This window comes from Bacillus sp. Y3, from assembly GCF_008123875.1.
Lineage (GTDB): Bacteria > Bacillota > Bacilli > Bacillales > Bacillaceae > Bacillus > Bacillus altitudinis.
The window spans coordinates 435579-456233 of sequence record NZ_VSSC01000001.1 but is presented as its reverse complement, the minus strand read 5'-3'; the positions used below and the strand labels follow the sequence as shown (position 1 = coordinate 456233).

Below are 20655 nucleotides of genomic sequence, written 5' to 3'. Positions count from 1 at the left end.
AATGTATATGACAAAAATTGTGAAAGTTTTTTTTCAAATAGTCTACACAGTCTTTTCTAAATTAATTCCGGTAAATCAGCAAAAAATTGTGATTGCTTCCTATAGAGATAATAATATAAATGAAAATTTCAAGAACGTATATGATGAATTGATAAAACAACCCCATTTAAAAATTGTTCTATTATTCAGAAAGTCAGAAAGCGGGTTCCTAGGGAAGTTTTTCTATATTAATTATTTATTAAGAACGTTGTATCATATTGCTACTTGTAAGGTGCTCTTATTAGATGATTACTATTATCCACTTTATTTAATTAAAAAGCGCTCAGAAACAAAGGTTGTTCAAATTTGGCATGCTTGTGGTGCTTTTAAAAAATTTGGTCACAGTATTAAGGATAAGCAGGGAGGACCTTCTTCTGCTTATTTAAAAGTTGTGCCTGTTCATTCAAATTATGATGTTGCAATAGTGAGTTCAGAAGAAGCAATTGGTCCGTTTTCTGAAGCGTTTAATATGCCTAAGCAAAAAATATTAGCGACAGGAGTTCCAAGAACAGACTTTTTTTATTCAGAAGAGCATATTCATGAAGTGAAAAAGAGGTTTCATGAGGAATACCCAGAATTGAAGAATAAAGTGAAAGTGCTATATGCTCCAACTTATAGAGGAGGAGTTAATAAGCAGCATGGGGAGCAACTTCTTTTGAATCAGGAAACTCTTTTTAGACATTTAGATCCACAGCGTTATGAACTGCTCATTAATGTGCACCCTTATATGCGAAAAAGTTCATTTGGAGAAGCAGATATATCTGAGAAGTTTACTTTATATGAGTTGATGATTGTTTCTGATGTGTTGGTGACAGATTACTCATCAGTTATATTTGAATATAGTCTATTGAATAAGCCAATGTTTTTCTATTGTCCCGATCTAGAGAACTATGTGCAAGAGAGAGACTTTTATTATCCATTTCATGAGTTTGCACCAGGACCTATTAGAACGAAAATGGAGCCTTTAATAGAGGATTTGAAAAATGTAAGTTTGGATAAAACACAAACAGACTTTCGTTCATTTTCAAAGCGGTTCATGAATCGTTGTGATGGACATTCTACAGAACGTGTTGTTTCAATTATACTAAGCTTACTGAATGAAGGAGAGAGAGTTTTTGAAATTTAAACTAGGGACACTATTCAAGAAAAGGAGTGTTCAAAAAAATCTTAATCATGTAGATGAAATAAGTGAAGAAAAGTTATTCTCACTATTCGATAAAGCAGAAGATGTCATCACCAATAAGAATATACCTATAAGAGTGATAACAAAATTTAACTGGTATGAATCATTCTTAACAATTGAGGGATATATGTATATTGATGGTATTCCCTTGCTGAGAGAAGACACTGTAAGAAAAAAGTTGTTAATCGTTCAAAAAGGGGATGTCGTACAATCCATTCCTCTGAAAAATCAACGTTTGGACGAATCAGAAAGACAGCGGCTGGGGTTTTCTGAAGAGTACGAATGGGCTGGTTTTTATCAAGAAATTAACTTTTCAAAGGTAAATGGAGGCAAGCCGTTACCGCACGGGAATTTTCATTTATATTTAGAGTTAGAAGTACTAGATGAACAAAATATAAAATACCATGAGACTCATACGTTAGGAAATATAAATCAATTCCTGAAGCAGGATATCTATGCAACCAAAATGGAACATTTTTCAGGAAAGAAAAGATTGAAGTATAATTTCATTGTTACATACGATGAAGAGGAAAAAACAGCTTATGTATCATCACACAAACTCCAAGAAATTGACCAAGGGTTAATAGAGACGACTATGAAAAATGAAAATCGTATAATTCGTAAAATGAAGCGTGTTATGTTTCAAATCTTATATCAACTATTTTGTATCCTGCCAGTAAAACAGAATAAAATCACTTTCGCATCAGACAGTCGTACTGATTTATCAGGAAACTTTGAATTTGTCTATCAAGAGCTTCTTAATAGAGACGAAACGTTTGATTTTCAGTTTTTCTTAAAAGAGAGTATTAATACGAAAAAAAGTATCGCAGAATATGTGCAAATGGCCTATCATTTTGCTACAAGCCGACAAATTTTAATAGATGATTTTTATCCAATCATCTATCCATTAAAGATCCGAAAAAATGCTGATCTTGTTCAATTATGGCATGCTGTGGGGGCATTTAAGACATTTGGTTATAGTCGTATAGGTTTACCAGGAGGCCCATCGCCGACATCTAAAAATCATAGGAACTATACGAAGGTCATTGTCAGTTCTGATCATATCCGTAAGCATTATGCAGAGGGATTTGGTGTAGATATTGAAAATGTCATTGCCACAGGAATTCCTAGAACAGACTTCTTTTTCAATGAAGCGAAAAAAGCTGAAGTTAGATCAAGTTTATATGAAGAATATCCTTTTCTAAAAGGGAAAAAGGTGATTTTATTTGCCCCGACTTTTAGAGGAAATGGCCAGCAGTCTGCTCATTATCCGTTCGAAGTATTAAATTATGATCAGCTTTATCAAGAGCTGAATAACGAATATATTTTCTTGTTTAAAATTCATCCATTTGTTAAAAATCAAATTAATATTCCATATCAATATAGTGAATTTTTCTATGATTTTTCAGATTTTAGAGAGATCAATGAACTGTTGTTAATTGCAGACGTTCTGATAACTGACTATTCATCTGTTTGTTTTGAATTTGCTTTGCTACAAAAGCCAATGATCTTTTTTAGTTATGATGTGGACGAGTATATTCGAACACGTGATTTTTATTATGAGTACTTCTCATTTATCCCAGGCCCACTAGCTAGAACTTGTCGTGAACTCGTTTCAATTGTTAAGAACAATCAGTATGAATTCGAAAAGTTAGATTCATTTGTACAGTATTTCTTCGATGAATTGGATGGTCAATCGAGTAAAAGAGTAGTGGATGCGATCTTCTTAGAACAAAAAGAAGGCGATGAAAAACAAGGATAACTTCTTTTATAATGAAAAAAACACCTTTCTATAAGAAAGGTGTTTTTTATTTACGAAGCTTCCAAACTATCCTTCAATTCCTTCTTCACTTTCGCTAAACTGCTGTCATCAAGCTGATAGTAATAAATATTATTGATTCGTGTGCCTGTTCCCTTTAGTTCGTGCTGTTTCACTTTTTTCCTTGCATCACGATAATCATTCATCATCGTCCACATGTCGTCAAAGGACATATTCGTTTTCATGTTGTTTTCAACGACTTTAAACATATCGCCGAATTTCGTAATAGAGGAAATGTTAGCCCCTTTTGCAATAATACCTTCGATGACTTGGCGCTGTCTTTCCTGACGGCCGAAATCACCTTTAGGATCTTGCTTTCTCATTCTTGTATAGGCAAGGGCTTGATCGCCGTTCAGGTTAATTTCTCCTGTACCAAATGAATGGCCATCATAGCTGAAAGCAAACGTGCTGTTCACCGTAATGCCGCCAAGTGTATCCACAATGTCTTTAAAACTTTCCATATTCACTTTTACAAAGTAATCTACAGGTACATCAAGCAGTTCCTCTACTGTATCTGCAGCCATTTGTGTACCGCCGAAAGCGTAGGAGTGGTTGATTTTATCCATTGTGCCTTTTCCGACAATCTTTGTATATGTATCGCGGGGGATACTCACCATCTCAGTGGTTTTCGTTTTCGGATTCACTGTCATGTATATTAATGTATCTGCACGGCCGCGGTCATTCTTTCTTTCATCGACACCCATCACTAAAATGGAGATCGGGTCTTTTTTACTTAAATCGACATCTTTGTCACGCTTATCTGACTTCTTTAAGTTCTCCTGAATGCCTGCGACAGTTGATGCGGCTGTATTCCAAAGATGATACGCGTATCCGCCAGTGGCTAATACGAATAAGCCAATAATCGATAAAACAATCCAAAGAACCTTCTTTTTCTTTCTTTTTCTCTCAGCTCTCATAATGTCCCTCACCTTTTCTATGATTCTTCCATGATTATAGGTTTACGAATCTTGATAAACAAGTTATTTTTTTACTCTGAACCTAGATATAGACGTTGTAACAAAAAAAAGGTTTCAAAAAACCTTAAATTTACCTTAAAATATTAAGTTATAAGACGATACAAAGACATGAGGTGAAAAAAATGAAGAAAATCGTCGTTTTACCGTTCTTAATACTACTACTAGGTATCGTGCTCACGGCATGTGGAACGGCTGAGCAATCCTCAGGAGAAAACAAGACAAGCAGTTCAACTCCTCAGGTGCTGGAAGAAAAAGCTGAATTTATTGGAATGGCTGATGCACATACAGTCGAAGTAAAAAAAGTGAATACGACCTTAAGCTATGAATTTACGGATAATTTTAAAGATGTATTAAATGAATTTAAACCAGGTGACAAAGTAGAAATCTCTTACTTTATCAATGACAATGGTCAAAAAGAAATTCAGAAGATTGAAAAACAGAAGTAAAAAAAGATGGGCGGGATGAACAAAATTGAAGAAAACAGGCATTACACTTATCGTTCTCATGACAATGACACTACTAATTGCACCTTTTCAGTCTGCCATGGCCAGCTCGACAATTTCAGTAAAACTGTCTAACTATATCGGAAACAAAAACAGCATGGATTTCTCAACAACGGGGGAATACAAACTATCAGGATCAAATGTCGCTGTGACGAAAAGATACGACGGCAAAAATCGTTACGAAGTAGCCAATAGTATTGCTTCTGCAGGATGGAAAAATCCTTCAACCGTTGTGATTGTGAGCCGAGATGCTTTTGATCATGCCATTTCTGTATCGCCGTTAGCATACAAATTAGGCGCCCCAATTTTGTACACGAACATTGAAAAGCTAACGAAGACAACCGAAAATCAGTTGAAAAAGATGAATCCTGATAACATCTTAATTGTCGGGAATACGAAAAGTATTTCAACAGCTGCTGAGAAATCAATCAAAAAGTATGGAAAAGTGAGACGCATTAGTGGGAAAGACAAATTTGAAATTTCCCAAAAAATCGCCAAAGAAATGGGTAACTATAAGCAAGCAATTGTTGTCGGCGGGAACTCATTCATGAATGGGATTGCAATTGCATCCTATGCATCGAGAAAAGGATACCCAATCCTATTAACAAAAAAAGATTCCATTCCGTCTTATAAAATGCCAAGTAAAGTCATTATCATCGGCAGTACAAAAAGTACGGGACAAAAAGTAGAAAATCAAATCAAGAAAACCTCACAGGTGACACGAATCAGCGGTGCCAATCGCTACGAATTATCTGTGAATATCATTAAAAAATTAAACATTAATGCAGATAAAGTGTACTTGGCAAAAGCCTCTAGCTATATTTATGCAATGCCTTTGTCGCAATTGGCTGCAAAATCTAACAGTACCGTTGTGTATGTGAAGCCGGATTCTGTCACAGCGTCATTAAAAGCATTGCTGAAAGAAAAAGGTACATATGCTTACCATCTTGCTGGTAGCACAAGTGCGATTACAGATAGTTTAAAAAATTCTTTAGCCAAACAAGTCTATCTGAAAAAAAATCAAAACTACCAATTGAATATTTCTAACGGAAAAATTTCATTAAAAGGCATTAAGACGTATAACACATTAAGAGTTGTTCCTGAGAAATATTCAACAAAAAATGTCCTTAAAATCGCAGGGAAGCCTTACTTAGGTAACGTCAACTTTGCCATTGAATCAGGATATATCAGGCCGACTAATGAAAATATTCCATTTGAAGACTATCTAAAAGGTGTTGTGCCAAACGAAATGCCTGCGAGCTGGCATGTTGAGGCATTAAAAGCACAAGCTGTTGCCGCTAGAACGTATTCAGTGAAAAGTATTGGAAAAGTCGTACCTGATACAACAGCCTTCCAAGTATATGGAGGATATAACTGGTACACAAATTCGACAAAAGCTGTAGATGCCACAAAAGGCAAGGTTCTGAAATACAACAATCAACTTATTTCAGCCACCTATTATTCTAGTAATGGCGGATACACTGAGGCGAGTGAAGAAGTATGGGGGAATGCACTGCCATACTTAGTCGCCAAAAAAGACACAAAAGATCCTGTCAATGCGTGGACACTGAAGTTGTCTAAAAAGCAATTAGGCACTACGTTGACTGCAAGTACAGCAGCTTCTGAGTGGTCTAAGGCAAAAGAAGCCAATGCTGCCGACCTTGCTGGTCTAAAATCATGGCTGTTGAAAAATAAAGAAACAGCTGCATCTGACATGAGAATTGCATCTATTTCAAGCCTGACATTCTCAGGAAAAACAAAAGGTCAGCGTGCGAAGACCGTTTCAATCAAGCTGAATTACCATCTGAAAAACAAAACAGGTACGTATACAGTGAACAAAAGTACAACGGCAAGTATGAAAATGACAGAGTTTAGAACAGTCATGGGCGCAACAAAGGTGAAAAGTACGTTTGCGTCAGTAAAGAATAATACAAATGATTTCACGATTTCAGGAAAAGGCTATGGTCACGGCATTGGTATGAGTCAATACGGCGCCAAAGCTAGAGCTGAATCTGGAAACTCGTATTCTTCCATACTTTCGTTCTACTATCCAGGTACAAAACTAACAAACTATTAAGAATAAAAGGAGGACTTAGAAGATGCGCTCAATGATCAAAACAGCCATCCTCAGCCTCATCGCCATTTTCGTTATTGTTCCAACAGCTTCAGCAGATAACTCGGTCTCCCGAATTGATGGTGGGAGCCGGTATGCTGTAGCAGCAAACGTAGCGAAAAAAGGATGGGGAACAGCAAGTACAGTTGTTTTAGTGGGGAAAACTGCATATGCAGATGCAACAGCAGGAATTCCACTGGCACATCAAAAAAATGGACCAGTTCTTTACACAAATAGTACAAGCCTTTCTGGAGATACAAAAAAAGCCTTAACGGCTTTAAAAACGAAGACAGTTATTGTTTTAGGCAGCACATCAAGTGTGTCAAACAACGTGGTCAATCAAGTAAAGAAAATGGGCATCTCTACACAACGTATTTCAGGAAAAAACCGATATGAGCTATCGGCAAATATCGCGAAAAAAATGAAAACGCCAGCTGGCGTCGTTGTGGTTGAAGGGTCATTCTATGCACATGGAATTGCCATTGCACCTGTAGCGGCACAAAAAGGGTTCCCAATTCTATATACAGATAAAAAGGGCCTTCGTTCTGAAATCGCTTCTGTTGCAAAAGCAAGCAATGTGAAACAAACCATTGTCGTAGGCGGAGAGAATTACGTCACAAAAGCAGCTTATAATCAATTAAAATCTCCAACGCGAATCAAAGGCTCTACTCGTTATGACGTGGCTGCGAATATTGTGAAAAAATACAATATGAGCACAAATAATACCTATGTAGGAAGAGGGTTTGGCTATGCCACTTCATCTTCTGCGGCAGGAATTGCAGCAAAGCAAAACAAAGCATTGCTCCTAACGAATGAAAAGACGCTGCCAAAGGTAACAAGAGCGACGATTAGCAGCAAAAAAATCACCAAATTTACTGTCGTTGGCAGTACAAATACAGTGACACCAACTGTCGTGAATCAATTGAAAAATCCTGTCGTTGGCAAAAAAGTATTCATTGACCCAGGTCATGGCGCTCATGATTCAGGAGCGGTAGGCTACGGATTATATGAGAAGAACTTAAACTTAGATGTAGCCAAACGTCTAAATACAAAGTTAAACAACGCAGGTGCACTTGTGACGATGTCAAGAACATCAGACACATTCGACAGTCTTCAAACAAGGGTGAGCAAAGGTGCGTCAGCAAATGCAGATATCTTCATCAGTGTCCATGCGAACTCAAATGATAACAGCAGTGCAAATGGAACTGAAACGTATTATGACAAAACATATGCGGCAACAAACAGCTTGAAGCTTGCGCAAAATATTCAGCCTAAAATGGTCAGTGCATTAGGCACAAGAGACCGTGGCGTGAAGACAGCTGCCTTCTACGTCATTAAATATTCTAAGATGCCAAGTGTTCTCTTAGAAACTGGTTTTGTTTCCAGTCCAGTTGATTCAAATATTTTGAAATCAGCTACTTATAAAGATCGATTGGCGTCAGGTATTTCAAGCGGTGTTTCAGGCTATTTTAGATAAGAAACATACAGATGAGGGGTGCCGAAGATACACCTCTTAGGCTGCTCGAGAAACGACTCTCGGCAGCCTTTTTTCAAAATTACATGAAGTGTTTCCGGGTTCCAGGATGAAGGGTTCAAAACCAAGGAGGTTGACTTCATGCGTTCTTATATCAAATGTTTTGTTTTGATTGTGATTTCACTATGTTTATATGCACCATCAGCATTTGCGCAGCACAATGTATCGAAAATTGAGGGAAGTAATCGATATGAGGTGGCAGTTAACGCTGCAAAACGAGGCTGGTCGACAGCACATACAGTTGTTTTAGTAGGCGGTGAAGCTTATGCAGATGCGCTAAGTGCTGTGCCGTATGCCTTTCAGCAAGGAGCCCCAGTGCTGTTAACGAATACTAGCAGTCTTTCAGGTGCAACTAAGTCAGGTCTTCAGCATTTGAAAACGAAGCGTGTCATCATTCTTGGCGGAACCGCAAGCATTTCGCAAAAAGTCGTAGCGCAGCTAAAAGCAATGAATCTATCCGTATCGCGAATACAAGGAAAGAATCGATATGAATTGGCGGCAAACGTTGCTAAGCAAATGAAGAGTGCTGATACAGCTGTGATTGTGAATGGTTCTGCTTATGCAGATGCTGTGGCGATTGCTCCGTATGCTGCAAAACAAGGCTTTCCTATTTTATTAACCGATGCAAAAGGGCTGCGGCAGGAAACAGCCAATCTATTAAAAAGCAAAGCGGTGAAACGGACGATTGTGATTGGCGGGGAAACAAGTGTCAATCAAGCAGCCTATCAAAAGCTGCCATCACCCGTGAGAATCAGTGGAGCTAATCGGTATGAAGTGGCAGCCCGAATTGCGAAAACATACCCGATGAAGACAACCCAAACGTATATGAGTAACGGCTATGCATATGCCGATGCGGCAGCTGCGGCAAGTACGGCAGCCAAGCAAGGGCAAACCCTTCTTCTTACAGACGCTCAATCAGTGCCAGATGCGATTCGTCGTGTCATTGGGTCTAAAAAGATTTCAACATTTACAGTGTTGGGCGGAACATCAACCATACGAACCAGTGTGATCACACAGCTGAAAAATCATGTGTTAGGTGAAACCATCTTTATTGATCCAGGTCATGGTGCACAGGATGCTGGAGCGGTAGGAAATGGGCTGTTTGAAAAAAATGTTAATCTGGATGTCGCGTTAAAACTGCAAGCAAGGCTCAAACAAGCGGGTGCGCTGACGGTCATGTCTAGAACATCTGATACATTTGATTCCTTGCAAACACGTGTAAGCAAAGGATCACAGGCTGGTGCGGATGTGTTCATCAGCATCCATGCCAATGCAAATGATCATAGCGGTGCAAATGGAACAGAAACGTATTATGATGCGACGTATGCTTCGGCCAATAGTTTAAGGCTGGCACAAAAGGTACAGCCCCAGATGGTGAAAGCCCTTGGCACAAGAGATCGCGGTGTGAAGACAGCAGGATTCTACGTGATCAAGTATTCAAAAATGCCCAGCATCTTGCTTGAAACGGGGTTCGTAACTAGTCCGATTGATGCCAGTATATTAAAATCAACGACTGCCAAGGAGCGGCTGGCTTCAGGAATCGCAGCAGGTGTATCTCAATATTTTGAATAAAATAGATCGGATGAATGATATGTCAAGTTAAAAATACATTTCATTTCAGGTTATTTTTGTTATAATCGAAACATAGAAGGTGGATTTTTCACGTATTTGCCTTCCAATGACAGCAAATCGACAAATCATGAAGAGGTGACGATCTTGAAAAAATTAATCACAATGCCGTTTTTAGTCTTACTTCTAGGTGTAATGCTCACAGCATGCGGCACATCAAATCAGTCAAACGATAACAATACGGATAACAGCAAAAAAGAAACAACTGAAGCAGCAGATCAAAAGAAAGAAAATGCAACAGACGAAAAGACGGAAGACAAGTCTGCAAGTGAAAAAGCAGATGATGAAAGCAAAGAAACAGCTGCTCAAACAGAAGACCAAGCAGGTCAATCTGATGAAGATGCAAAAGAAAGCTCAAGTAAGGAAATCACAAAAGAAGAAACGACAAATGATCAGTCAAAAGCTGAATCTAAAACAAAAAAAGAATCTACAACGAAGAAAAATGAAGTCACCAAAGAAGGCACATATGTCGGTTTGGCTGATGGACATACAATTGCTGTCAACATTGATGGAAAAGAAGTAGCCATTCAATTCGGAAATACATTTTCTAAACAAGTGAACAGCCTAAAAGAAGAATCAAAAGTGAAAGTAACGTATACAAAAGATGCAAACGGAACGCTTAGACTGAAGACGATCGAATCCGTAAAGGCAAAATAAAAAAAGACACGTAGACCCGCAGAAATGCGGGTCTTTTTTACGTTTAAAAGGGCATAACTTGATATAAGGGCACATTCTTAACACACTTTTACAAGACTTAACAGCCCATTTACATTTGCTTAATGTTGCTCTGCTAAACTGACTTTCATAGAACATCTCTTTACACAACAACTACTTTGAATGGTGAGGTGCAGGTCAGTGAGCGCAGAGAAAGCGATGAACCTTTACAGAGAATATGAAGTGAGACGAAACCACTCTTTTGCTTTAACAGAACATATGGTTCGATATTTATTTGCAAAACGTTTCATAGATGTCGTGTTCTCGTTCATCGGATTGATGTTGAGTACGCCAATCATTTTACTGTTTGCCCTTTTAATCAAGCTAGAAACACCAGGGCCAGCCTTTTATATGCAGGAAAGGGTCGGAAAAGACGGTGTCTACTTTAAATTATGGAAGCTCAGATCGATGAGAACCAACGCAGAAAGCGGAGGAGCGAAATGGGCGCAAAAAAATGACCCTCGTATCACCAAAGTGGGGGCATTCATCAGAAAAACAAGAATTGATGAACTGCCGCAATTTATCAACGTGTTAAAAGGAGAAATGAGTATTGTAGGTCCACGTCCTGAAAGACCAATGTTTACTGCCGAATTTAATCGGACGATTCCAGGCTTTACAAAAAGACTGACAGTGAAGCCGGGGCTGACTGGTCTTGCTCAAGTAAATGGGGGATATGAAATGAGTCCAAGTGAGAAATTATCACATGACTTACAGTATATTCAAAACTTGACATTTTCTCTCGACACGAAGATTATGGTAAAAACGTTAAAAGTCATCGTGACTGGTGACGGAGCCAGATAAGTAAAGTAGGGAAGAGAAATGGCAAGTATGAAAAATCGCCTGCTGGGCGGAGCAAAATGGACAAGCTTGTCCGCATTGATCATTACCATCATCCAAATTGCACAGTTCGCCTTTTTAGGAAACGTAATGTCACTGAAAGAATTTGGACTCGTTGGCATGATCACAACGGTCACAATATTTACACAGATTTTACTTGATCTAGGTATCGGTGCTGCGATCATTCAAAAGGAACAAACGACGGAACGTCAATTATCTACATTATATTGGATCAACTTGCTGACGGGAATTCTCTTGTTTTGTGTATTGATCCTCGTAAGTCCCTTGATTGCCGCCTTTTATGCCAGACCTGAGCTGGAAGGCTTGCTCAAGTTATTATCAATCATGTTTCTCATTGCACCAATTGGTCAGCAATACCAATATATGATGCAGAAAGATTTAGCCTTTAAAACCTTAAGTACGATTGAGACGATAGCGACGATCATTTCGCTGATTGTTCTACTGATTCTAGCCTTTTTTATTAATCCAATTGTGGCCTATGTGATCTCTCAAGTACTGCTTCAATCAGGAAAAGGACTCATGTATGCAGCGGCTTATTGGAAGAAGTGGCGCCCGGCACCCGTTTTCGCATTAGGGGAAGTGAAAGAGTTTTTCTCCTTCGGGGCTTTCCAACTGGCGTCAAGGATCGTCAATCGGGCAGGCTCAAATATCGACATGATTTTAATTGGACGGTTTCTTGGAGCAGAGGCATTAGGAATTTACAGTCTGGCTTATCAAATTGTCACAATCCCGGTGCTGAAAATTAACCCGATTGTGACGAGAGTGGCTTTCCCAGTTTTCGCAAAAAGTCAGCGTGATCATTCTAGGCTGCGTGAGGGCTTCCTAAGCATGACGAATATGCTTGCACTCATTAGTTTTCCACTCCTCATCGGTCTTGCTGCCGTATCAGAAAGCTTTATAGAAGTGGTGTTTGGAGAGAAATGGCTAGTGGCGGTCCCGGTTTTGAATATTTTGTGCATTGTTGGTCTACTCCGTGTGCTGATGAATCCAAATGGTTCCATCCTTCTTGCAAAAGGAAGAGCTGACTTAGCTTTTTATTGGGATACAGGCATGCTCATCGTATATGGATGCGCCTTATATGCAGGAGTCCATACTGGCAGTCTATTGACTGTAGCTTGGGTCTACTCAGGGGTCAGCCTGCTGAACTTCATTGTCGGCAGGTGGCTGATGGCTTATGTCATTCAGCTAGATATGAAGGTGTATGTAAAATCACTCGTAAAGCCTGCTGTCATGACGCTGTTAATGGCCGCCTGCGCAGTGACTGTTCATCAAGGGATGAAGCTGACATCAGCGGATATACTGCTTCAATTACTACTCACGATTGGTTTAAGTGCGGTTTTATATAGCTTGCTACTTGTCAAAATGTATCCGCAGATGGCAGGGAAATTATGGAGAAGAGGTCGTTCGTCATGAAGGTGCTATGGCTGACAAGTGTATATCCTAGTGAAAAACATCCAAGTGAAGGCGTCTTCCATGAAACGCAAGTGCAGGAGCTGGTCAAAAAAGGCGTAGAAGTGAGCGTGATTTGTCCTACTCCTGTCAATCCGCCTATCTTACGGATGCTTAAAGCTTCCTATCGTCAGAGAAAAGATCTTCCCGAGCAGGAAGTGAGGTGCGGCGTGCCGGTTTACAGACCGCTCTATACAGCGCTGCCTGGACAGCTAAAATGGGCTCAGCCGAGTAAACGAATCGCAGCTTCTGTCCTGCGCGCAATGGAGCGTTATGAACTGTCACCGGATTTCATCCATGCGCACTTTGCCATGCCGTCTGGCGGCGCAGCAGCTGTGATCAAAAAGGAAGCAAACATCCCTTATCTTCTGACCTTACACGGCAGTGATGTGAACGTCTATCCAACCTATAGCCAAGGGGCGCTTGCAGCCTTTAAAGCAGCAGTAAAACAGGCGTCTGCTGTTCTCACAGTGAGTGAAGAGCTGGCAAAGAAAACACATGACATGACAGAGGTGGATGCACAATGTCTTCCGCTGGGAATTCCGCTCAAGTCATTTTCTAGAACACCAGAGGATCAAACAGCCATCAGAAAGCAGATTGGTTTACCGCTTCACGACAAGCTCGTCGTTTTTGTCGGCCGTTTAGTCAAAGAGAAAGGTTTGCTTGAATTAGCGGAAGCTGTCAGCGGGATGGAGGGTGTAAAAGCCGTCTTTGTCGGAAAAGGCCCCCTCGCAAAGGAGCTGGCCGAACGGGCGGGAGAATCCATTATACTCCCGGGGCAGGTGCCGAATAAACAAGTCAAACATTATTTAATGGCAGCTGACCTGTTTGCCCTTCCATCCTACAGTGAAGGAATGCCGACTGTCGTCCTTGAGGCGCTCGCTTTAAAACTGCCTGTCATCGCAACACGGGTTGGTGGTCTCCCATCACTATTTTCTACCTATCAACATCTGCTCATTGAACCGCGTTCAACGAGTCAGCTAAAAGAAGCGATTCACGCTTATCTTTATGAAAACAGATGGAACGAGCAAGTGAAGAACGATCTTCACCACATCGTCCATACAGATTATTCATCATCACATAATGCTACGCTCCTGATTCAGCAATATGAAAAGGTGCTGAATCAATCAACATCCACCGTTTAAACAGGATGAAATGTGCAAAGACTGATAGATAAACAGTTTGGAACGACCAATATGCTTTTACTGAGAGGATGAAACATGTTGAAGAAAATTGCTGTGATTGGAACAGGATATGTCGGGTTAGTATCGGGTACTTGTTTTGCTGATATCGGAAATCGCGTCATTTGTTGTGACATCGACGAATCAAAAATCAACAGCTTAAAAAGCGGTCTCGTTCCAATTTATGAACCGGGCTTAAAGGAATTGATTGAGAAGAATACAGAAGAGGGAAGATTGTGTTTTACAACCAATATTCCCGCTGCAATTCGAGAATCAGAGATTATTTATATTGCGGTAGGAACACCAATGACACCTCAGGGGGAAGCGGATTTAACATTCGTGAAAGCTGTGGCTCAAACGGTTGGAGAACACCTGAATGGCTACAAAATCATCGTGAATAAGAGCACAGTGCCAGTTGGAACAGGACGTCTTGTTCAAGCCATTGTTCAAAAGGCTTCACGCAGTAAATATCCATTTGACGTCGTCTCCAATCCAGAGTTTCTGCGGGAAGGTTCAGCTATTCAAGATACGATGAATATGGAGAGAGCGGTCATTGGCTCTACAAGCGCACATGCATCCACGATCATTAAAAAATTGCATGATCCGTTTCAAACAGAAGTGGTTGAGACCAATCTAGAAAGTGCAGAAATGATTAAGTATGCGGCAAATGCCATGCTCGCCACAAAAATCTCATTCATCAATGATATTGCGAACATTTGCGAGAGAGTTGGTGCTGATGTGGAAAAAGTCAGCGAAGGCGTTGGGTTAGATAGCCGTATCGGGCATAAATTTTTAAAAGCAGGCATTGGATTTGGCGGTTCTTGTTTCCCAAAAGATACGATGGCTCTTCTCAAAATTGCCGAAACAGCCGGCTACCGGTTCAAGCTGATCGAATCTGTCATTGAAACAAACAACCACCAAAGAGCCCATCTTGTCAGCAAACTGATGAGTGTGTTCGGTGATATTAAAGGAAAAACGATTTCCGTTTTAGGGCTCGCATTTAAACCAAATACAAACGATATGCGTTCAGCACCAGCACTAGATATTATCCCAATGCTGAGAGAGCTCGGAGCTTTTGTCAAAGCCTATGATCCAATTGCTTATATAGAAGCAGAAAGAGAGCTTGGCCCGCAGGCGGTCTTCAGCAATGATCTCTATGAAACAGTGAAAGATACAGATGCTTGTCTCATCTTAACGGAATGGGATGACGTACAGAAGATGGATAAAGATCAGATCAAGCAGCTGCTTCGTTCTCCCATTTTAATTGATGGAAGGAATTTGTTTGATCCAGCAGAAATGAAAGAGAGAGGATTTATTTACCAGTCCATCGGCCGCCCAGGCGTATGGGAAACAGAATTGGTATCGAAGGCACAATAATAGGGGGAACTTGGATGAAGAAAGTATTGGTCACTGGGGGAAGTGGATTTATAGGATCTCATACGGTAGAGGCTTTATTAGAGAAAGGATATGAGCCTATCGTTCTTGATAACTTTTCAACTGGATCGAAGGAAAATATCGCTCATCTATCCGTACAATGCATTGAAGCAGATGTCACAAAATCAGAAACGGTCGATTTGATCAAACACATTGCACCAGATTATATCATTCATCTTGCAGCGCAAGTGAGTGTAGCCGTTTCGGTTCAACATTTCGTCTACGACGAAGAGGTCAATATTAAAGGCTCGCTGCATGTGATCAAAGCAGCGGCTGAAGCCGGGGTGGAGAAAGTGGTGTTTGCCTCATCGGCAGCAGTCTATGGAGACCCAGTCTATCTGCCGGTCGACACAGCTCATCCACTGCAGCCTGGCTCACCTTATGGCTTGTCGAAACTGACAGTTGAACGATACTTAGAGATGGCAAAATCACTCTATGATGTGGACTATTGTATTATGCGGTACAGCAATGTATATGGTCCGCGCCAAGACGCACTTGGTGAAGGTGGTGTTGTCTCAATTTTTTCTGATAAGTTTGCAAAACATGAGGCACCTTTCATCTTCGGAAACGGGGAACAAACAAGAGATTTTATCTATGTAGGCGATCTAGCCGCAGCGAATGTTGCAGCTTTAACAGCTCAATCAAACGTTTGTTTAAATATCTCATGTGGTCATTCCATCACGGTGAATGAGCTGTTTCAAACGATGAAGCGAGTCACGAGATCAGATCTTGAACCGATTTATAAGCCGCAGCGTGCAGGAGATATTGTGCATAGTACATTGGCAAATGAGGAAACGAAACAAGTCTTAGCATGGGAGCCTGTTGTGACTTTACAAGAAGGTTTGGCTCGTACCATTTCCTACTATGAACAGGAAGTAAAGGCTTAATCCCTCAAATCGGATGGGTTGCTTAGGAGGAAAATAGGTATGAGTGTGAAACAAACAGCATGGCAAATCATGATCGGATGTATGTTATTAGCAGCGGGTATAGGGCTTGTACAAATGGCATCCGCACATCCTATCGGGTTAAAGAAGATGGTGGTCATTCCGGTTTTACTTGTGGTGCTCATGGCGGCTGCTATATGTATGAAGCTCTACATGAATGGTGAACACATATTCATGTCAGCCATTTACCTTTTAATTGCATTAACATTTCTCAATAATGCTTTTTTCTCTATTAGTGTTGGGTTCTTTAGTCTCTTTCTCTACCGCATCATGCTCTTGGCTGTCTTTGCTTTATTCATATGGCGGATGAGAGACAAAGGAACGTACATATCCCAGTGGCAGCAAATTCGTGTTAAAGGCATTCTTGGTTTTTTCGCTGCATGGTTTCTTTACGGGCTCATCTCACTGCTTTGGGCTCATTCGGTCACAGACGGCCTGAAATATATGTCTCTTCTTGCGATGGGAATGGGTTTTGTCTTTCTTGTGGTCATGTACATTCAGCGAATGGATCAGATCGTGACTTTTTATAGTATTTGGCTAGTCATGACTGTATTTGTGATGGGAATCGGGTTCTATAATCACTTGACCTTGAATCATTTACCGAATACCTCATTGTATCTTGGACCAGCGTACAAACAGCACTATCCTACGGCTGTCTTCTTTAACCAAAATGACTTTGCGACGTTTTTATCTATTAGCTTTTTCTTATATGTGGCGTGTATGCGCCAAATGAAAAATGGTTATATCAAAGCGTTCGGATTACTAGGAGCCATCTTAGCGCTGTATCTCATTTTGTTAACAGAATCGCGCGCCAGCTTGCTTGGCATATTAGCTGGAGCGGTCATCTATGTATGGCTACTGATGCCTCGCTTTTTAAAAAAGTGGTCCATCATGGCAGCAGGCGGGCTTGGTATCATCTGTATCGCCATTTTTTCAGCCAAAATCTATTCTGTCTTTGATGACTTGTTTCTCGCTTCTCAGGTCGCTCATTCTTTTAGCGAACCACTTCCGTCCAACATTGCCCGGGCGAATTTAATCAAAAATGCCTGGCATTTCTTTACGAATTCATATGGCTTCGGAGTCGGAGCGGGCAATGTGTCTTATTACTTAGCTCACTTTTCTATCTTTGATACAGATCAGGTCGTCGAAGTTCACAATTGGCTGCTAGAGGTGATGACGAATTTTGGGTTTGCCGTCATGCTAGGTTATATCTCAGTGTATGCCTATCTCATGTTCTCACTGTACAAACAATACCAATTGGCTGACACGAGATCAGCCAAGATGATCATTGAAGGTCTATTTGCTGCCATGCTGAGCTTTCTCGTCTCAAGTATCAGTCCGAGTTCGGTCTCGAATTTATATTTCCACTGGGTGTTTCTAGGTCTAGTGATCGCAGCGGTCAATATCATGAAAAATAAACAGCGCTTCAAGCCGTGGGCAAACGTGTGATGCTGAGTTTGTATGGCTACACTAGTGAAAAAGCAAATACGTCAATGTTGGGAGAATGAGCATGTCTGGTTTTATGTTAAGAATAGGGAAGCGAATGAAAAAATATATCGTATGGCTTGTGCTGCTGCCCGTTGTATTGGCTGCTTTTGGTTTCTTTTTTGCCAAGGGGACAGTAGAACAGTCTAGTTACACAGCTGCTGTGACCTTGACGCTTGGGAAATATGACGACGGTGTGTATAACAATATGGAAGAAGTGACATCTCTATTAAAAAGTGATGCATTTCTGAATCAAGCACTCCGTGATGTAAAGGAAGAAGAAAGGCAGGATGTGAAAAATCGTTTGATTCTCACGAACCAGTCCGATACACAATTGCAGTTGTCGTTTACAGATGCTGATCAAGCTCGAGCTTTGGCGGTAGTGAAACAAGTGTCAGATACATTTTTAAAGCAGGACAAAGCCTTATTTACGAAAAGACAGCAAGTCATTGAAAGAAGACTATCCGCTCTTGAAGATGAATCTGTCAGCAATGACTCTAAAGTCGATAAAGAACGATTTTTATATGAATTGGAATCGACAAAGCTCGGGATGAAGCAGGCAAAGATTGTCGATCCTGCCCAAGTACTTGATGAAGGGAACAAAGGGATGTCAGCGAAAAAACGAGCACTGCTTGGACTTGTCATTGGCCTTAGCATCTCGCTTATGTTTGTGGTGTTACCTGAAGTGTTCAAAGAATCTTAATGATGAACTGGAGATGAGTCTTAGGTGAACAATCAACCGTTAGTATCAATTATTACACCGGCGTATAATGCGGAACGTTATTTAACGGATACAGTTCATTCCGTCCTTGCCCAAACCTATTCCAACTGGGAGCTGATCATTGCAGATGATTGCTCAACAGATGGCACAAGGAAGTTGTTAGGGGAATTAAGTCAGACGGACGACAGAATCAACGTCATTTATTTAGAGGAAAACGGGGGAGCCGCTATTGCTAGAAACACAGCCATCAAACAGGCGAAAGGCCGCTTTATCGCTTTTTTAGATAGCGATGATATGTGGAAACAGACAAAGCTCGAAAAGCAGGTCAAGTTTATGTTAGAAAATGATCATGCCTTTACTTTCACGGCATATGACATCATTTCAGAAAATGGAGAGCCGTTACAAAAAACCGTCACAGCGCCGGCTCAGTTGAACTACAATGAAGCTTTAAAAAATACGATTATCGGCTGTTTGACGGTGATGCTCGATCTTCAACAAGTAGGACACGTGGAAATGCCAAACATTCGAACAAGGCAGGACTTAGCCACATGGCTCTCTATTTTAAAAAAAGGATTTACTGCCTATGGAATGAGTGAGCCGCTCAGTGAATATCGCATCGTGGGAAACTCGATTTCTAGTAACAAGTGGAAAGCAGCGAAAAAAACATGGTTTGTCTATAGAGAAATTGAGCAGCTTCATTTTGTGAAAGCATCTTGGTGTTTTATGCACTATGCCACAAATGCTGTCAAAAAGCGTTTATAAACAGAAGGGAAAAAAGGTGATAAAGGTGAAAGCAGACTCGATCATACATGTGATTGTCGCAACGGGAGAATGGGGCCACGATGGCTTAAGGTACAGACGGCATCGACTGGCGGAATTTCTTGCATCTGATCCAGAAACGAAAGAGGTCATCTGGGTATGCCCATCTTCCACTCGTCATTCAACTCCCTTTCAGCCTATAACGGATCGAATGAAGCAAATGACCATTCCTGATGTGCTCAAGAGCAAGTTTTTTCGCTTTGGCCGTTATCAAGATATGTTTTATTTTCATAAATTATCTCCTCTTCTTGAGCATTTGCGTCAAGAAGAAAAGCAGGGCATAGCCGTCTGTTTATGGTATACGTTTCCGGGATTTCCGCTCTTATCTTCTTTATTTGAATGGAAACATATTGTGTATGATTGCAGTGACCTGTGGGGAGAGCCCATCAGCGGAAAAAACAACATTCTCTCTTATATGAGACAGCGAGTCATTGTAAAAGCAGAAAACCGCATTATTAAATATGCACACAGCATTACGTGCTCTTCACAATACTTACATGATCAAATCAAAAAAAGGCTCATGGGTGAACCGAAAGATGTCTTTACAGTCGAAAATGGCGTCGAGTATGATGTGTTTGCAAAAAGCAACCTCCCTAGCAGGGAAGACGTGCTAGAGGGAAGAGAGGGAACGGTTCTTGGCTTTATAGGTGGGATCAAGCCGAAGCTCGATTTTGACATGATCGCTCAAGCTGCTCGCATGCAGCCAGATTGGACATTTTTATTTGTCGGTCCGGATGGAACGAATGGAGATCCATCTTTTCAGCATGCACTCAAACTGCCCAATGTCCTATGGACTGGAGCAGTCGCACCAGAAGAAGTGCCTGCTTATATGAAATTAATTGATGTAGGGATGATGCCATACAAACAGTCTCCTTACAATCAAGCGGTTTTTCCGCTCAAGCTGTATGAATTTTTAGCTGCCGGAATCCCTGTTGTTGGTTTAAATCTTCCATCAACGGAAAGACTAAAAGAGAATGATGTGTATGAATATGTAGAGGGCGAAGATCCAGCTCTCTTCGTAGAAGCCTGCCAGAAAGTGATCAATAAAAAAGATGACATGACATGCAGACATCTAAGACAAAGCCGGGCAAAGAAAAAAGATTGGCACGCACTGTTCACAAACATGGTGGAATTAACGAATATTAAAGAAAACGCATAATTCATTCAGGATTGTGCGTTTTTATTTGTTTCTTCTTCTTAGGGGGAGCTTGTGATCATCCTATATTCAATTGTATAATGGAAAGAGCGGCCAA

General features: G+C 40.6%; 17 protein-coding genes. 16 read left to right on the top strand and 1 reads right to left on the bottom strand.

Annotated features, from left to right (window positions below):
• Position 1: 1 nt before the first annotated feature.
• Together FXF70_RS02340 and FXF70_RS02335 are read left to right on the top strand one after the other, a co-directional pair.
• Positions 2-1165 (top strand): CDP-glycerol glycerophosphotransferase family protein, encoded by a 1164-nt coding sequence (locus FXF70_RS02340; RefSeq protein ID WP_148779777.1) that lies wholly within the window; start codon positions 2-4, stop codon positions 1163-1165.
• Positions 1155-2984 carry a CDP-glycerol glycerophosphotransferase family protein gene (locus FXF70_RS02335; protein WP_262368767.1) on the top strand — a complete coding sequence of 610 codons (1830 nt, stop codon included), beginning with the start codon at positions 1155-1157 and terminating at the stop codon, positions 2982-2984. The genes FXF70_RS02340 and FXF70_RS02335 overlap by 11 nt, the downstream gene beginning before the upstream one ends.
• A 50-nt stretch (positions 2985-3034) precedes the next feature.
• Here FXF70_RS02335 and tagU read toward each other — a convergent pair whose 3' ends face one another.
• On the bottom strand, positions 3035-3958 hold the full coding sequence (gene tagU, locus FXF70_RS02330; protein ID WP_148779775.1) for a polyisoprenyl-teichoic acid--peptidoglycan teichoic acid transferase TagU: 924 nt from the start codon (positions 3956-3958) through the stop codon (positions 3035-3037).
• A 182-nt stretch (positions 3959-4140) separates the two neighbouring features.
• Here tagU and FXF70_RS02325 point away from each other — a divergent pair, with 182 nt between their 5' ends.
• From FXF70_RS02325 to tuaH, 14 genes are all read left to right on the top strand, one after another.
• Positions 4141-4464 carry a hypothetical protein gene (locus FXF70_RS02325; protein ID WP_024719258.1) on the top strand — a complete coding sequence of 108 codons (324 nt, stop codon included), beginning with the start codon at positions 4141-4143 and terminating at the stop codon, positions 4462-4464.
• 25 nt (positions 4465-4489) lie between these two features.
• A complete protein-coding gene (locus FXF70_RS02320) occupies positions 4490-6598 on the top strand; it encodes a SpoIID/LytB domain-containing protein (protein WP_113746927.1) in 2109 nt (702 codons plus the stop codon).
• A gap of 22 nt (positions 6599-6620) precedes the next feature.
• The gene (locus tag FXF70_RS02315; protein ID WP_024719256.1) at positions 6621-8111 is read left to right on the top strand and encodes an N-acetylmuramoyl-L-alanine amidase; all 1491 of its coding nucleotides are present in this window, start codon (positions 6621-6623) and stop codon (positions 8109-8111) included.
• Positions 8112-8249: 138 nt separating this feature from the next.
• Positions 8250-9740 carry an N-acetylmuramoyl-L-alanine amidase gene (locus FXF70_RS02310; RefSeq protein WP_148779774.1) on the top strand — a complete coding sequence of 497 codons (1491 nt, stop codon included), beginning with the start codon at positions 8250-8252 and terminating at the stop codon, positions 9738-9740.
• Between the two features lie 144 nt (positions 9741-9884).
• On the top strand, positions 9885-10454 hold the full coding sequence (locus FXF70_RS02305) for a hypothetical protein (RefSeq protein WP_019743577.1): 570 nt from the start codon (positions 9885-9887) through the stop codon (positions 10452-10454).
• A gap of 198 nt (positions 10455-10652) precedes the next feature.
• The gene (locus tag FXF70_RS02300) at positions 10653-11312 is read left to right on the top strand and encodes a sugar transferase (protein ID WP_008348294.1); all 660 of its coding nucleotides are present in this window, start codon (positions 10653-10655) and stop codon (positions 11310-11312) included.
• 18 nt (positions 11313-11330) lie between these two features.
• Positions 11331-12782 carry a teichuronic acid biosynthesis protein TuaB gene (gene tuaB / locus FXF70_RS02295; protein ID WP_187424751.1) on the top strand — a complete coding sequence of 484 codons (1452 nt, stop codon included), beginning with the start codon at positions 11331-11333 and terminating at the stop codon, positions 12780-12782.
• The gene (gene tuaC / locus FXF70_RS02290) at positions 12779-13963 is read left to right on the top strand and encodes a teichuronic acid biosynthesis protein TuaC (RefSeq protein WP_148779773.1); all 1185 of its coding nucleotides are present in this window, start codon (positions 12779-12781) and stop codon (positions 13961-13963) included. Before tuaB ends, tuaC begins: the two co-directional genes overlap by 4 nt.
• A 75-nt stretch (positions 13964-14038) precedes the next feature.
• Positions 14039-15376 carry a UDP-glucose 6-dehydrogenase TuaD gene (gene tuaD / locus FXF70_RS02285; protein WP_046344599.1) on the top strand — a complete coding sequence of 446 codons (1338 nt, stop codon included), beginning with the start codon at positions 14039-14041 and terminating at the stop codon, positions 15374-15376.
• A 14-nt stretch (positions 15377-15390) separates the two neighbouring features.
• Positions 15391-16320 carry an NAD-dependent epimerase/dehydratase family protein gene (locus FXF70_RS02280; RefSeq protein ID WP_017368146.1) on the top strand — a complete coding sequence of 310 codons (930 nt, stop codon included), beginning with the start codon at positions 15391-15393 and terminating at the stop codon, positions 16318-16320.
• Between the two features lie 39 nt (positions 16321-16359).
• Complete coding sequence (tuaE, locus tag FXF70_RS02275) at positions 16360-17826, top strand: teichuronic acid biosynthesis protein TuaE (RefSeq protein WP_035701590.1); 1467 nt, start codon at positions 16360-16362, stop codon at positions 17824-17826.
• 61 nt (positions 17827-17887) lie between these two features.
• Positions 17888-18565 (top strand): teichuronic acid biosynthesis protein TuaF, encoded by a 678-nt coding sequence (gene tuaF / locus FXF70_RS02270; protein WP_035389676.1) that lies wholly within the window; start codon positions 17888-17890, stop codon positions 18563-18565.
• Positions 18566-18589: 24 nt separating this feature from the next.
• Positions 18590-19345, top strand: coding sequence for a teichuronic acid biosynthesis protein TuaG (tuaG, locus tag FXF70_RS02265; protein ID WP_008348281.1), 756 nt, complete (start codon positions 18590-18592; stop codon positions 19343-19345).
• Positions 19314-20561: a teichuronic acid biosynthesis protein TuaH gene (gene tuaH / locus FXF70_RS02260; RefSeq protein WP_148779772.1), complete on the top strand. Its 1248-nt coding sequence runs from the start codon at positions 19314-19316 to the stop codon at positions 20559-20561. Before tuaG ends, tuaH begins: the two co-directional genes overlap by 32 nt.
• Positions 20562-20655 lie beyond the last annotated feature (94 nt).

Coding starts and splice junctions, on each gene's coding strand:
- FXF70_RS02315 (WP_024719256.1), top strand. CDS start 6,621: ATGCGCTCAATGATCAAAACAGCCATCCTCAGCCTCATCGCCATTTTC.
- tuaD (WP_046344599.1), top strand. CDS start 14,039: ATGTTGAAGAAAATTGCTGTGATTGGAACAGGATATGTCGGGTTAGTA.
- tuaB (WP_187424751.1), top strand. CDS start 11,331: ATGGCAAGTATGAAAAATCGCCTGCTGGGCGGAGCAAAATGGACAAGC.
- tuaH (WP_148779772.1), top strand. CDS start 19,314: ATGCCACAAATGCTGTCAAAAAGCGTTTATAAACAGAAGGGAAAAAAG.
- tuaC (WP_148779773.1), top strand. CDS start 12,779: ATGAAGGTGCTATGGCTGACAAGTGTATATCCTAGTGAAAAACATCCA.
- tuaE (WP_035701590.1), top strand. CDS start 16,360: ATGAGTGTGAAACAAACAGCATGGCAAATCATGATCGGATGTATGTTA.
- tagU (WP_148779775.1), bottom strand. CDS start 3,958: ATGAGAGCTGAGAGAAAAAGAAAGAAAAAGAAGGTTCTTTGGATTGTT.
- FXF70_RS02280 (WP_017368146.1), top strand. CDS start 15,391: ATGAAGAAAGTATTGGTCACTGGGGGAAGTGGATTTATAGGATCTCAT.
- FXF70_RS02340 (WP_148779777.1), top strand. CDS start 2: ATGTATATGACAAAAATTGTGAAAGTTTTTTTTCAAATAGTCTACACA.
- FXF70_RS02310 (WP_148779774.1), top strand. CDS start 8,250: ATGCGTTCTTATATCAAATGTTTTGTTTTGATTGTGATTTCACTATGT.
- FXF70_RS02325 (WP_024719258.1), top strand. CDS start 4,141: ATGAAGAAAATCGTCGTTTTACCGTTCTTAATACTACTACTAGGTATC.
- tuaF (WP_035389676.1), top strand. CDS start 17,888: ATGTCTGGTTTTATGTTAAGAATAGGGAAGCGAATGAAAAAATATATC.